Source organism: Mesorhizobium sp. B1-1-8, assembly GCF_006442795.2.
Taxonomy (GTDB): Bacteria; Pseudomonadota; Alphaproteobacteria; order Rhizobiales; family Rhizobiaceae; genus Mesorhizobium.
On the sequence record NZ_CP083956.1, the window covers coordinates 4,034,174 to 4,048,549 of the forward strand.

The window sequence follows — 14,376 nt, forward strand, 5'->3', positions numbered from 1 at the left end:
ATGCAATGAACACGCCCCTATCCGAAACCGAACTCCAGGAAATAGATGCTCGAGCTACTGCGGCTCAGCCCGGCCCATGGAAATCTTGGATCGAAGGCCGGGATTTCTCAGGCGGATCGAATTTCATCCAAACTGGTAGTGGCGCGGAGCGTGGCGAGGACATCGAAATGTCTGGCGCCACGGTCGCGGATCAGGATTTCATGGCCGCCGCACGGCAGGACATCCCGCGGCTGATCGCCGAAGTGCGCAGGCAGCGCGCACTTCTCAATCGCGCGAAATAGCCGGCAACAACCTCCAGCCTACCCTACCCACTTCTCGTAGTCCGACACCAGCAGGTGCAGCGGCGCGACGTCCTCTTCAATGTTGGAGAAGCGGCCGATCGGGTCGCGGAAGACGTTGTCGGTCAAATCGTCATTGACAGTCGAGACCTCGCCGATCAGCACATCTTTTCCTTCGGCCCAGAAGGCGTGCCAGACGCCGGGCAGCAGCGTGACGCTCTGGCCGGGGTCGAGTTTCAGCAGCCCGCCGGCTGGCATCCGATGGATCGTGCCGTCGACCGGCACCGACACTTCGGCCTTCGGGTCGATGCCGCCGTCGCGATCGTGCATGAACAGTTCCAGCACCAGCTTGCCGCCGCCGCGGTTGATGATGTCCTCGGCCTTGATATTGTGGCGGTGCATGGGCGAAAGCTGGTCCTTGCGCGAGATCATGATTTTTTCGGCATAGAGCATGCCCATGCCGAGCTTCATGTCCTCGTAGCGGCCGTTGCGGACGGTGAACAGGAACAGGCCGAGCTCGTCGAACTTCTCCTGGCCGTAGTCGGTGATGTCCCAGCCGAGGCGGGAGGTGAAGATAGCCGAGGAGTCGCTCTTATGCGCCTTCATCTCTTCCGGCGACCAGTAGGCGAAGGGCGGCATGATATAGCCGAAGGAGCGGATGAAGGCGTCGGCGTCGCGGATGATGTCGTTGATGGTGGAGCGTTTCATGGGTCCTCTTCCTTCCGGCCGCTGCTGCTAAAAATCTCTCCCTCGGCATAGCCCAACACCGGTCTGCTGTCGACGCAAACTGACGGTTCTGGCCCCGTGACATCCGGCCGGATCAAGCCCATAACCTCAACCGGAATTTTTGATTTACGCATGTCTCGAAACCGGTTCCCGCTTTCGGGAGACATGCTTTGAACGGTGATCTCATGCCAAGCATGGAAGACCTCGACACCCCGGCGATCCTGATCGATGCCGCCCGCGCCGAAGCCAACATCAAAAAGGCGCAGGCGCATGCCGATAGCCACGGGCTGAAGCTTCGGCCGCACATCAAGACGCACAAGCTGCCCTACTGGGCGAAGAAGCAGGTGGCGGCGGGAGCGGTCGGCATCACCTGCCAGAAGATCGGCGAGGCCGAGGTGATGGCCGATGCCGGGCTGACCGATATTTTTCTCCCCTACAACATCCTTGGACGAGCCAAGCTGGAGCGGCTCAAGGCGCTGCACGGCCGCGTCACGCTGTCGGTGACGGCGGACAGCCGCGAAACGGTGGAAGGGCTTGCCGCGACCTTCACCGATGCCGGCCATCCCCTGCCCGTGCTGGTCGAATGCGACACCGGCATGGGCCGCTGCGGCGTCCAGAGCGCAGCCGAGGCGCTGGCGCTGGCGAAGGTGATCGACCGGGCGAAAGGCCTCGCGTTCGGCGGGCTGATGACTTATCCGGCTGCAGGCCGCGCTACGGAAGCCGAGGTCTGGCTCAGGAACGCGCGCGAGGCGCTTGCCGCGACAGGGCTTGAATGCCTGCGCATTTCCAGCGGCGGCACGCCGGACATGTGGCGCTCGGGCGAGGACAGCGTCGTCACCGAATACCGGCCCGGCACCTACATCTATCTCGACCGCTACCAGGTCGCCAAAGGCGTCGGCAGCCTCGACGATTGCGCGCTGACGGTGCTGGCCACCGTCGTCAGCCATCCGACGCCGACCCGCGCCATCCTCGATAGCGGCAGCAAGGCGCTGTCGTCCGATACGCTAGGGCTGCCCGATTTCGGCGAGTTGCTCGGCGTTCCCGGCGCCCGCGTCACTGGCCTCAGCGAAGAGCATGGCAATGTCACGCTCGCGGAAGGCGCCAGGCTTCACATCGGCGAGCGCGTGCGCGTCGTGCCCGATCATTGCTGCGTGGTGACGAATTTGTTCGACCAGGTGCACCTGGTCGACGGCGACAAGGTGCTAGAGACGCTGCCGGTGGCGGCGCGGGGACGGATGGGGTGAAACGCGCCTTTTCCTTCTCCCCTTGTGGGAGAAGGTGTCGCCGAAGGCGACGGATGAGGGGGGCTCCAGGGAAAGCCAGCGCCTCACTCCGCTGGAACACCCCTCATCCGTCTCGGCGCTAGCGCGCCGATCCACCTTCTCCCACAAGGGGAGAAGGTCAAGTGCGCTCCGCCTGCCGCGCCGCAACCCTGCGCATCGCCGCTACCCGCCTGCGCAAAATCTCCGTGCGCATCGCCATCAGATGCAGCGCGAAGAACAGCACGGTGAAGCCGAGCGCCATCACGGCCAGCGGCCGTAACATCGACGGATCGATGGTCGGGCCGCCGAGCCTGAACACCGAGGCCGGCTGGTGCAGCGTGTTCCACCAGTCGACTGAGAATTTGATGATCGGAATGTTGATGAAGCCGACCAGCGTGATGATGGCGGCGGCCCAGGCGGCGCGGCCGGCGTCATCCAGCGCTCGGGTCAGCGCGATGATGCCGAGATACATCAGGAAGAGCACGAAGACCGAGGTCAGCCGCGCGTCCCACACCCACCAGGTGCCCCACATCGGCTTGCCCCAGATCGAGCCGGTGATCAGCGCCAGCGCTGTGAAGACGGCGCCGATCGGGGCCGCCGCTTTCAGCGCCACGTCGGCCAGCGGATGGCGCCAGACCAGGGTGCCGAGCGCAGAGACCGCCATCAGCGTGTAGCACATCATGGCAAGCCAGGCGAAAGGCACGTGGATATACATGATGCGCACGGTGATGCCCTGCTGGAAATCCTCGGGCGCGGTGAAGCTCATATAGAGCCCGATTGCGAGCAGGACCGCCGCGATCGACACCAGCCATGGGACGACCTTGCCGGCCAGCCCGACGAAGCGCGTCGGATTGGCGAGATCGGTCCAGCCGGAGAGGCGTGAGGTGGTGTCGCTCATGCCGTCCTAAATAGACCGGCGGTGCGTCCGGGGCAATCGAGTGGTTGTCGCAGGGCCTAGTCTTCCCTTCCCCCCTTGTGGGGGAAGGTGGATCGGCGCGCAGCGCCGAGACGGATGAGGGGTGTTCCAGCGGAGTGAGACGCTGGCGTTCCCTGGAGCATCCCTCATCCGTCGCCTTCGCCGACACCTTCTCCCACAAGGGGAGAAGGAGGAGGCCAGACTTACGCCGCTTCGATGGTCACCGGACGGCTGAGGCGGCGAACTTCCTCGTCGTTGAGCAGGCCGCCGGCGCGTAGCAGGCTGGCGAAGCGGCCGTTGCGCAGCGAAAGCTCGGTGAAGCCGCCGAACTCGACCACCTTGCCCTTGTCCATGAACACGACCAGATCGGCGTCGCGGACCGTAGTCAGGCGGTGAGCGATGATGAAGGTGGTGCGGTCGCGCCTGAGCTCGTCGATGGCTTCCTTGACGCGGTCCTCGGTCTCGACGTCGAGCGCGCTGGTCGCCTCGTCGAGCACCAGGATCGGCGCGTCCTTGAGCACGGCGCGGGCAATGGCGATGCGCTGGCGCTCGCCGCCCGAGAGCTGGCCGCCGCGCTCGCCGACGACGGTGTCGTAACCGCCGCTCTTCGACAGGATGAAGTCCTGCGCGGCGGCGGCGTCGGCGGCGGCGTGGATCTCGTCGTAGGTGGCGTCCGCACGGCCGACGCGGATGTTGTCCTCGATCGAGCGGTTGAGCAGGCCGGCGTCCTGGAAGACGGTGGCGATCGAGTGGCGCAGCGACTTGCGGGTCACCGTCTTGGTGTCGATGCCGTCGATCAGGATGCGGCCGCTGGACGGGGTGAAGACACGCTGCAAGAGGTTGATGAGCGTCGTCTTGCCGGCGCCGGTCGGGCCGACGATGGCGACCGTCTGGCCAGCCTGGACCTCGAACGACACGTCGTCGATGCCATGTCCTGAGTTGGCGAACTCAAAGCTGACATTCTCGAACCGCACATGGCCGGTGACGTTGCTGAGCTCGCGCAGGCCATCCGGCTCGGCGGCGTCGGCAGCCGAGTCCTCGAGGCGGTAGAAGTCCTCGAGCTTGGCGCGCGCCTCGGAGATCTGGTTGGCGAAGGCCGACATCTGGTCGAGACGGGCGATCAGCAGAGTGGCAAAGCCGGTGAAGGCGATGACGTCGCCGACGCGCAGCTGGCCATGGGTGACGAGCCAGGCGCCGATCAGGAGCACGATCATCATCGAGATGGTTGACGACAGGCGGTGCAGCGCATTGGCGATAGCCCACCAGTCGAGCACCGGATTCTGCACGTCGAGCAGATCCTTGACGTAGCGCTTCAGCGTCGCGGTCTCATGGCCGATGCGGTTGTAGCTCTGCAGCACGGCGACGTTGCTGACCGAGTCGGTCACGTGGGCAAACACGGTATGGTAGTGGCGCTCGACCGCCGCCTGCCCCGCCTTGGTGCGGCGCATAACCAGCCGGCCGATGCCGAGATAGAGCGCGCCGAGGCCGAGCAGCACCATCGACATGCGGATGTCCATGGAGAGCGCGGTCGGGATGAGCAGCACCAGCGCGACGGCCGTCGACAGATGCTGGCGCATGAATTCGAGCCACAGGCTGAACAGGGTCTCGACGGCGCGCAGCAGCGTGTGCAGCGAATTGGAGGTACCGCGCTGATGATGCCAGGCGAGCGGCATGGTGATGACGCGCTCGAAGGACTCGCAGAGCACTTCCGAGCGGCGCGCATGAGCAAACCGATCGGCGCCGCGCGCCACCAGCACGAAGGCGACGACGTTGAAGGCGCCGAGAGCCGCCCACACGGCGAGGGTCGAGAACACCGAACCGTGGTTCGAGATGGCGTCGATCACCCGGCCGAACAGGATCGGCTCGACGATAGCGACCATGGCGAGCGCGACGTTGGCGCCGCAGATCAGCGCGACGCGCTTCTTGTCGGCAGCCAGATAACCCAGCGCTCTCCAGTAAATCTGCAGAAGTGACACTTCAGCTACTCCGCCAAACTCTTTTATGTGCTCAATCTCAGTATTGTGCACTGCACCATTTTTTGACACGTACTGGTTAACGCGTCGCAAAACAATGCCCCACTATCGCTTCCGTTCCCATTTAGCGAACAAAAGATGACGACGGTGCGAAATCTGACGTGATCACCTAACGGTTTGAGATAAAAGGTGAAATGTCAGCCTTGCGGCAAAATAATGGCAGCTGTGGCAGGCTGCCACATTTTTAATCACCGGGCGCTTGCTTAGCCGGGACTAAAGCAGCGCCGGGACGGCCAGCGTGATGGCGCCCAAGTAAAACAGCAAGCTTGACCGCGCATCCCGGAGGATGCGCAGCCAGCAAGTCAAACCTTTGATTTTACGCAGGTATCTTGACGACGATGTCGGTCTTATCGCCGGCTTTCGGCTCGAAGGACGCCGATTTTGTCTTCGTGCCATTGACTTCGAGCGAGATCGTCTTGGTCTTTTTGTCGCGGACCACGCGAACCTTGATCTCGGCGTCGAGCATCTTGAGCGTGGCGGCGTAGCCGTCCCAGTGACCCGGCAGCTTCGGCCTAAACGTGATCTGCCCGCCGCGCCGCTCAATGCCGAGAATACCCTCGACGGCCGCCCGGTAGAGCCAGCCGGCGGAGCCGGTATACCAGGTCCAGCCGCCGCGCCCGCCTTTTCCTTCGCCGGCGTAGATATCGGCCGCCACCACATAGGGCTCGACGCGGTAGTGCTCGGCCGCCGCCTCGTCGGAGGCGTGGTTGACCGGGTTCAGCATCGAGAAGCAGCGATAGGCATCGTCGGTGCGGCCCATTTCGGCAAGCGCGATGACGAACCACGTCGCGGCGTGAGTGTACTGGCCGCCATTCTCGCGCACGCCCGGCGGGTAGCTCCTGATGTAGCCGGGGTCCTTCTCGGTCTTGGAGAAGGGCGGCGTGAACAGCTTGATGATCTTGAGCTCATCGTCGACCAGCATCTTGGTCGCTTGCTGCATGGCGGTGGTCGAGCGCGCCGGATCGCCCTCGCCCGACAGCACGCTCCAGGATTGGGCGATGGAATCGATCTTGCATTCGTCGGAATTGTGGGAGCCTAGCGGCGTGCCGTCGTCGAAGCTGCCGCGCCGGTACCATTGGCCGTCCCAGGCGGTGCTTTCCAGCGCCCGCTTCAGCGCGTCGGCGTGTTTGGTCCAGGCCTGCGCCCGCTTGGCGTCGCCTTGCGTTTTGGCGATGGGCGCGAAATCGCCCAGCGTCTTCAGCAGGAACCAGCCCAGCCACACGCTTTCGCCCTTGCCGCCCTCGCCGACGCGGTTCATGCCGTCGTTCCAGTCGCCGCCGAGGATCAGCGGCAGGCCGGCCGGGCTGCTGCGCTTGATCGCCAGGTCCAGCGCCCGCGCGCAGTGGTCGTAAAGCGGGGCGGTGTTCTTGGTGATCTCCGGCGTGAAGAAAGCGTCGTGCTCGCCCTCGCCGAGCTGCTGGCCGTCGATGAAGGGCAGCTGTTCCTTCAGGATCCCGGCGTCGCCGGTTACCTCGATGTAGCGGGCCGTGGCATGCGCGAGCCAGACGACGTCATCCGAGATCATGGTGCGCACGCCGGCGTCGGTGCGCGGCAGCCACCAGTGCTGCACGTCGCCTTCCTGGAACTGCCGGCGCGCCGCGTTGAGGATCTGGTCGCGCGCCAGCTTCGGATCGTGCGCCAGCAGGGCCAGCGTGTCCTGCAGCTGGTCGCGGAAGCCGAAGGCGCCGCTCGCCTGATAGAAGGCCGAACGCGCGCGGATGCGGCAGGCGAGGCTCTGGTAAGGCAGCCAGTGGTTGACCATGGCGTCGAGCCCCTTGTCGGGCGTCTCAACCTGGATGGTATCGAGGAAGCCGCGCCAGACACGCTCATTGTCGGCCAGGCGCCGATCGAAGTCCTTGCCGCGATGGGTCTCCACCAGCGCGCTCGCCTCCCCGGCGGAAGCCGCGTCGCCGAGCAGCCAGACCAGCGTCACGTCGCCGCCGGCAGGGATCTCGACATCGCTGGCGATCGCGGCGCAAGGATCGTCGCCCGCCTCGATCTTGCCGGTGAGACCAAGGCCGCCAAGCACGGCCTGCGGATATTCCGTGGTGCCGTTCCTGCCGACGAACTCGCCGCGGTCGGCGGTCACCGAATGCACATTGCCGCCGGCGGCGAAGAAGGCCACGCGCTCGCCGAAGTCGAGCCCGTAAGGGTTCTGCGCCAGGAGGGCGCCTGTTGCCGTATCCCGCGACGGCACAACCGTGGCCGCCGTGCGCGAGCGATGGCCGCCGAGCACCCATTCGGCATAGGCATAGACGCGCAGCCGCGCCGGCGCCGGGCCTTGGTTCTGGATGCGCAGCCGGCTGATCTTCACCGGATCGGCGGGGTCCACCACCTGCGTCAGGTCCATCGACAGCGAGCCTCGCTTTGAGCGGAAGGTCGAAAAACCCTGCCCATGCCAGGTTTCGTAGGTCATCGAGGGATCGCGCACCATCGCGGCCATCGGCGAAAACGCCTTGCCTGTGGCATGGTCGAAAATATAAAAACCCTCGCCCGGCCGGTTCGACACCGGGTCGTTCGACCATGGCGTCAGCTGGTAGTCGCGGCTGTTGCGGCTCCAGGTGAAGCCTGCGCCTTCGGCCGAGACATGGAAGCCGAACGAGGCGTTGGAGATGACGTTGATCCACGGCTGCGGCGTCGTGCGGCGTCCGGTGAGCCGCGTGACGTAATGGCGGCCGTCGCCATCGAAGCCGCCGAAGCCGTTCCACAAACTAAGGCCGCTGCCATCGGCGGCGGTGTCGGCCGCCCCCTGGACTGCCGGCATCGGCACGGGGGACGGCAAGGACGGCCCGCGCGGCGTGCCGCCTTCGGCCTGCTGCAAGGCGTCGCGCGCCTGCAGGGCCGCCGTCTCGGCCCGTTCGAGCTGGTCGAAGATGGTGCCGTTGCGGGTGTGCAGCACCACGCGGGCGACCGCCAGCAGGGTCTTGTAGGTCGGCTCGTCCATCAGGTCGCGGCGCACGGCGAAGATGTGCTGGCGCGGGCCGAGCTCCCTGCCGCGCAGGCGGGCGTTTTCGCACAGCGTCTCGACGGCGCGCTGCAGGTCCTGCACGTAGGAGGAGGCCTGCTCGTTGACGACGACGAAGTCGATCATCATGCCGCGGGCGCGCATATACTCCTGGAAGCGCAGCGCCTGGGCGACGATCTCGAGGTCGGCGACGTCGCCGATGCGCACCAGGAAGATCGGGAAATCGCCGGAGATGCTGGTCGGCCACAGGCTCGATTGGCGACCTAGGCCGGAGGCGATCGATTCCGCCGGCAGGCGCAGGAACGGATCGGGATAGATTAGATAACGCGCCAGCTTCTGCACATTGGCGGCGTCGGCAAGGCTGAGGCCGAGATGGCGGGTCTGCACCTGGCTGCGCGTCCAGGCGAGCATCGCCTGGCGGGCGAAGCTTTCCTGATGATCGAGGCGGGCGATCGCCTCGTCGAGCTCGGCTCGATTGGCGCCGACGACGGTCCAGAAGGTCAGCGAGATCTTCTTGTTGGCCGGCACGCGAACCTGACGGCGAAGTGCGGCGACCGGATCGAGCGTGAAGCCCTGGTTGCCGCCGAGCCTTACGCCGGGATCGAAGGCCGCGGCGTCGGCGATGGTGCGGCCGCGACCGATGAAGGCGCGGCGGTCGGTCTCGGCTTCGGCATCGCGCGACGGTCCCGACGGATCGGTGACGAAATGCACCATGGTTAGGTCGGGATCGTTCTTGTCGCGCTTGCGCCTGGTGGCGAAGATGGCGCCGTTGTTCGGCGCGATCTCGGTCTCGATGAACATCTTGGAAAAGGCCGGATGGGCATTGTCCGAGGCTTCGTCGCCGAGCACCAGCTCGGCAAACGAAGTCACTTCGATATGCCGGTCGGTGACGCCGTCATTATAGAGCGTGATGCGGCGGCCCTCGCCATTGCCTTCCGAAATGACGATGCATTCGACTTCCGAGCGCAGCGAGCCGACCGACTTGACGAAGCTCGCCTTGTCGTCGGCAAAGAGCGTCTGGACGCGCTCATTCTCCGCCCGCTTCGGCTCGGCGGTCGCCGACCACCAGTCGCCGCTGCCGGCATCGCGCAGGAAGATGTACGAGCCAAGGCGGTCCTCGGTCGGGTCGGGTTGCCAGCGGGTGACGGCAAGCTCGCCGAAACGGCTGTAGCCTGAGCCGGTAGCGGTGACCATGACCGAGTAGCGGCCATTGGACATGACGTTGGTGGCGCGCAGCGCCCTGATCGGATCGAGGATGACGCGGCTGTCCGGGCTCTCGGTTTCGGTCTCGTCCTTGGAGCGCTCGTCGGCCTCGGTCCTGACGGTGGCGGTCGGGATGTCGCGCGGCGCCTTCTCCTGCAGCAGAAGCTCGGCCGATTCGATCACCGGATCGCTGTGGAAGCGTTCGCGCAGCCGGCCCTCGAAGATGGCATCGGCCACAGCGGCGATCGACATGCCGGAATGGTGGGCCATGTAGTTCTGGACGACGGCATGATCGGCGCCCTCGGGCACGCGCTGCGGCGTAAAGTCGACCGCATCGTAATAGCCGTGGCGGCCGAGCGCGCCGATCGAGCGCAGCCTGACCAGGTTCTGCACCGCCTCGCGCGGATTGAACTGCGCCGCCAGGATCGTCGCATAAGGCGCAATCACCGTGTTCTGGCCGAGGCCGCGCTTGAGGCCGAGCCCGGGCACGCCGAAATTGGTGTACTGGTAGGTGAGCTCGCGGTCGCGCGCGTTGTAGGCCGCTTCGGAAACACCCCAAGGCACGTTCTTCGAGCGGGCATACTGGATTTGGCGCTTGATGATGAGCTTGCTGGTCTGGTTGAGAATGGAACCCTGCGGCTCCTTCATCACCAGCGGCGGCATCAGATATTCGAACATCGAGCCGGACCAGGACATCAGCGCGCCCTGGAAGCCGATCTCGACGATCGGCCGGCCGAGCCGGAACCAGTGCTCGGTCGGCAAATCGCCCTTGGCGATGGCGAACAGGCTGGTGAGCCGGGCCTCGGAAGCAAGCAGGTCGTAGCAGCTCTCGTCGAGCTGATGCTCCTCGACCCGGTAGCCGATCGACAGGAGCTTGCGTTCCTGCCGCATCAGGAAGGAGAAATCCATCTCGAAGGCGTAGCGGCGGCAGCGCAGGCGCAGCGCGAGCAGCTTGGCGCGCAGCGCCGAAACCGCGCTCTCGTCGTTGTGCGAATCGTGCACATGCGCCTCGCAGGTCGCCTCCAGCCTGGCCGCCCAGTCGGCGATGACGTCGCTCTTCGGCGACGCCGCCTCGACATGGATGGCGGTGGCGAGCTTGCGGATCTCGCCGGCGAGCACTGCAAGGTTGATGGTGCGGATCGAGGCCATCTCGGGCTGCGCCTTGATGGTCACCACCGCACGGCGCATGCCGTCGAGACGATCGGCGAGCCGCTGGCGCAGCGGCCGTAGCTGCCGGCGGTCGTCGGGCAGTTCCTCGAGGCTCTCGTCAAGAATGGTGACGGTATCGAGGATGCCTTCGAAATCGCCCTGCAGATGGACGGAGGGCGCCTCGGCCCATTCGGCGCAGGCGGCCGCGACGGCGACCAGATGGCCGGCGAGATTGCCGCTGTCGACCGCGGAGATGTAGAGCGGATAGAGCGGCTTCAGCGTCGTGGTGTCGTACCAGTTGTAGAGATGGCCACGATCGCGCGGCATGCTCTCGATGGTCGCCATCGTGGCGTCGATGCGGGTGATGGCGTCGGAAAGGCTGATCCAGCCGAAATCGCGCGCCGACACCACTGATAGAAGATAGACGCCGATATTGGTCGGCGAGGTGCGCGGCGCCACGACTGGCGCCGGGCTTTCCTGGAAATTGTCTGGCGGCAGGTGGTGGTGCTCGGCCGTGACGAAGGTCTCGAAATAGTGCCAGGTGCGGCGCGCGACAGTGCGCAACGCATATACGTCGGCGGCCGATATGCGCAGCCGGTCCTCGGTTTCGGCCGAGCGGCTGATCCAGCAGGCGACGGCCGGCGAGCCGATCCAGAACAAGGCGAAGAAGAAGGCGACGAAGGCGCCGGTGGAATCGGCCAGCACCGGAATGGCAAGGCCGACGACGCCGATGATCACGGCGCCGTACATCATGCCGTAGTAGGAGCCGAGATCGCTGCCGCTGTTCCTGTGCGCCTGCGAGGCGGTACGCCATTCGAGCATGTTCTGCCGACTGACGAAGAGCCGGTAGAGCGTGCGGACGGTGGCGTCGCCCATCATCCAGGCAAGATGCGCCATCAACAGCACCTTCAGCGCCACCAGCGCGGTGCCGAAGACGGTGTCGCGGGCGAGCGCCGAGAAATGGCCGCGAGGCGTCTGGTCGCCGCTCTTCGGCAGGATGCCATTGACGATGTCGAAGGTGGGGGCCATGAACAGGCTGAGGATCAGCAGCGCCTGCCACTGCGCGGCCTGCGTGAAGGGCAGCAGCGTCCAGCCGGCAACGCAAGCCATCACCCAGAAGATCGGGGTCAGCGAGCGGCGCAGATTGTCGATCATCTTCCAGCGCGACATTGCCGGAACGCCGGAGCGCGGATCGAAGATGAAGCCGAGCAACTGCCAGTCGCCGCGCGCCCAGCGGTGGTGGCGCGAGGCGTCGACCGAGTAGCGCGTGGGATAGTCCTCGACCAGCTCGACGTCGGTGACGAGTGCTGCCCGCGCGAGCGCGCCTTCCAGCAGATCGTGGCTGAGGATGGTGTTTTCGTCGATGCGGTCCTTCAGCGCTGCCTCGAACGCATCCACGTGGTAGAGGCCTTTGCCGGTGAAGGAGCCGTCGCCGAAAACGTCTTGATAGAGGTCGGAGACGGCAAAGACGTAAGGGTCGAGGCCGCGATTGGCCGAGAACACGCGCTGAAAGAACGAGGCGTCGTCGCCGCTGGTCAGCGATGCGGTGATGCGCGGCTGCAGGATGGTGTAGCCGGCGGTGACCACGCGCTTGACCGGGTCGAAATGCGGGCGATTCAGCGGATGGCTGAGCTTACCGACGAGCGAGGAGACGGCATCACGCGTGGTGCGCGTATCGGCGTCGAGCGTCATCACAAAGACGACCTTTTCGGGCAGCGGCACGTCGAGCGGTAGGAAGGTGGTGTCGCTGTCCCCGCGCAGCAGAAGGTTCAGCTCGTGCAGCTTGCCGCGCTTGCGTTCCCAGCCCATCCAGCAGCTTTGCGCCTGGTTATAGAGCCGGCGGCGGTGCAGCAGGTAGAAGCGCGGCGCGCCTTCGGAAGGATAGCGGGCGTTCAGCCTGGCGATCTCGTCGCGCGCATATTGCAGGATCTCGATATCGGCGGCGTCGATCTCGGTCTTGGAATCCGGCCAGTCGGAAAGCAGCGCGAAATGGATGTCTTCGGCCGTGTTGGCGAGATGGTGCACCTCGATGTTGCGGATGTTTTCCTCGACATCGTCGCGCGAGCCGATCAGCGACGGCACCACGACCAGCGTGCGCGCTTCGGCCGGGATGCCGTGCTTATAGTCGTAGCCGACCAGCCTTGTGGGTTTCAGGAACAGCGCCACGACGGTGTTGAAGAAGGCGAGCGCGCCTTCGCTGGCAGGCACCGCGAACAGCGCCAGCATCAAGGTGATCGACGGCGTCGAGAGGCCGAGATTGGCGAGCGCGTTGCCGGAGACGACCAGCAGCAGCACCGTCAGCAGGAACACCGGCACGACGATGCCCAGCCAGCCGGTGGCGGCAAAGGCCCGCTTGAAAGCGACGTTGATGGGCGGCCGGTAGCCGATCGCCCTTTCGAGTTCCTGCCGGCGCGGCCCGACCAGGAAGAAGCCGACATCGGTATGCACGGCGGGGTCGGCGGTCTCCGGCACGCCCGAGGCGTCCATGACGCCGGGAACGTGCCCGGCAAGCTCGATCGCCTTTTCGGCGACGCGGTATTCGGAAAGATCCGAGCGGCGCGCCATCTCCTCGATCGCGGTGCGATACTGGTCGCGCGAGAAGAAATCGAGCAAGGCGAAATCGGTGCGCTCGCGCAGCAGCGTGTCGATGCGGCTGACGCCTTCGAACCAGACCGTCCAGTCGACGTCGTTGATGAGGCGCAGGCCGCGGATGATGTTGCCGGTGGTGACGTTGCCGCTGGACAGCGTGTGGTGCTCGGAGATGATGATCTCTTCGGCATCGGAGCCGGTCTTTTCGAGCTCGGCCTCCAGCCATTCCAGCGCCCGGCCGGCATTTTGCGAGCCGTCGCGCAAGCGGTAGAGCAGCTGGGTGGCGAAAGTGGTGTCGTGCGCATGCGCGGCGTAGGTCGACAGGATCCTGGTCCGGTCGGCATTGTCGTCGGTCGCAAGCACGCGGTCGGCGACCTCGTTGGCTATATGGCGCATCTGGCGCGTGCGCTCGACGCGCACCGCGATGCGGCGCAGGTTCTCGATCAAAACGAAGCGCAGCAGCGACGGCAGCGCCCACAGTTCGCCGATCTTCAGCGGCTCGACCGACTGGAAGCCTTCGACGATGGCCTTGAACATGGTCGCCGAGACCGAGCTGTCGGAATGCTCGACATAACTCCAGGCAACTGCAAAGGCGCGCGGCACGGCGGTGCCGTCGGCAAGCGTCAGTGTCGGCAACTGCCGGTAGAAACGGCGCGGCAGGTCGCGCTTGACCTGAAAGATGGTCTCTTCGACCAGATAATTGTTGTCGAGCAGCCACTGCGCCGCCGGCGTGATCGTCTCGCCCTTGGCCTGCGCGGCGTTGGTGGAGCGATAGACGTCGAGAATCTTCTTGGCGCTGTCGCGGATGCGGGCCTGGAATTCGAACGGCGCCAGTCCGAACAGTTCCTTGACGTCGCCCTTGGCAAGGCCAACGCCTACCGCGCGCAGGCGGTCTTCGGGCAGGAAATTGGAGCGTATCGGCGCTTCCGTCGTGACCGGAAAACCGGCGCTCGTGTGTTCGATCTTGGTTGGATTCGTCTGGATATTCATTGAAGATTCCGTAAGGCGGGCGCGATGCGGCGTCACCGCCACGGCAATGTCCCTAAAACCGGTTCAATTGCAATTGGTTGCATGACAGGTTCCGGCCGAAAGTTTGTTTGCGCACCGCGACAGGGCGTCCCCTTTCGACAACTTGAGGGCGAACGCTTCTCGCCTTCCGCCCTCGGTTTCGATCAGGGAAAGGATTCGGGCTTTTTCGTGATACATGCAAGTGGCCGGGCGATATTTCACCGGCGCCGCGATCATGTTTGGCAAC

General features: G+C 65.1%; 6 protein-coding genes. 2 read left to right on the forward strand and 4 right to left on the reverse strand.

Features of this window, described 5'->3' with window-relative positions; genetic code table 11:
• The first annotated feature begins 5 nt into the window (after positions 1–5).
• Positions 6–281 (forward strand): hypothetical protein, encoded by a 276-nt coding sequence (locus tag FJ974_RS19675; protein ID WP_140538924.1) that lies wholly within the window; start codon positions 6–8, stop codon positions 279–281.
• Between the two features lie 18 nt (positions 282–299).
• On the opposite strand, the gene FJ974_RS19680 is transcribed toward FJ974_RS19675, so the two are convergent.
• Complete coding sequence (locus tag FJ974_RS19680) at positions 300–986, reverse strand: D-lyxose/D-mannose family sugar isomerase (RefSeq protein WP_140538923.1); 687 nt, start codon at positions 984–986, stop codon at positions 300–302.
• A 203-nt stretch (positions 987–1,189) separates the two neighbouring features.
• Between FJ974_RS19680 and FJ974_RS19685 the strand changes: the two genes are divergently transcribed.
• Complete coding sequence (locus FJ974_RS19685; protein WP_140538922.1) at positions 1,190–2,248, forward strand: D-TA family PLP-dependent enzyme; 1,059 nt, start codon at positions 1,190–1,192, stop codon at positions 2,246–2,248.
• Positions 2,249–2,405: 157 nt separating this feature from the next.
• Here the strand turns inward: FJ974_RS19685 and FJ974_RS19690 are convergent, their stop codons facing one another.
• The 3 genes from FJ974_RS19690 to FJ974_RS19700 form a co-directional block, all read right to left on the reverse strand.
• A complete protein-coding gene (locus FJ974_RS19690; RefSeq protein ID WP_140538921.1) occupies positions 2,406–3,164 on the reverse strand; it encodes a heme ABC transporter permease in 759 nt (252 codons plus the stop codon).
• A gap of 221 nt (positions 3,165–3,385) precedes the next feature.
• Positions 3,386–5,158, reverse strand: coding sequence for a glucan ABC transporter ATP-binding protein/ permease (locus FJ974_RS19695; protein WP_140538920.1), 1,773 nt, complete (start codon positions 5,156–5,158; stop codon positions 3,386–3,388).
• 373 nt (positions 5,159–5,531) lie between these two features.
• Positions 5,532–14,111 carry a GH36-type glycosyl hydrolase domain-containing protein gene (locus tag FJ974_RS19700; protein WP_140538919.1) on the reverse strand — a complete coding sequence of 2,860 codons (8,580 nt, stop codon included), beginning with the start codon at positions 14,109–14,111 and terminating at the stop codon, positions 5,532–5,534.
• Between the last annotated feature and the right edge of the window lie 265 nt (positions 14,112–14,376).

Bases quoted from the DNA above. Each gene is read 5' to 3' on its own strand.
- FJ974_RS19680 (WP_140538923.1), bottom strand. From the start codon at position 986: ATGAAACGCTCCACCATCAACGACATCATCCGCGACGCCGACGCCTTC.
- FJ974_RS19675 (WP_140538924.1), top strand. From the start codon at position 6: ATGAACACGCCCCTATCCGAAACCGAACTCCAGGAAATAGATGCTCGA.
- FJ974_RS19690 (WP_140538921.1), bottom strand. From the start codon at position 3,164: ATGAGCGACACCACCTCACGCCTCTCCGGCTGGACCGATCTCGCCAAT.
- FJ974_RS19685 (WP_140538922.1), top strand. From the start codon at position 1,190: ATGCCAAGCATGGAAGACCTCGACACCCCGGCGATCCTGATCGATGCC.
- FJ974_RS19700 (WP_140538919.1), bottom strand. From the start codon at position 14,111: ATGAATATCCAGACGAATCCAACCAAGATCGAACACACGAGCGCCGGT.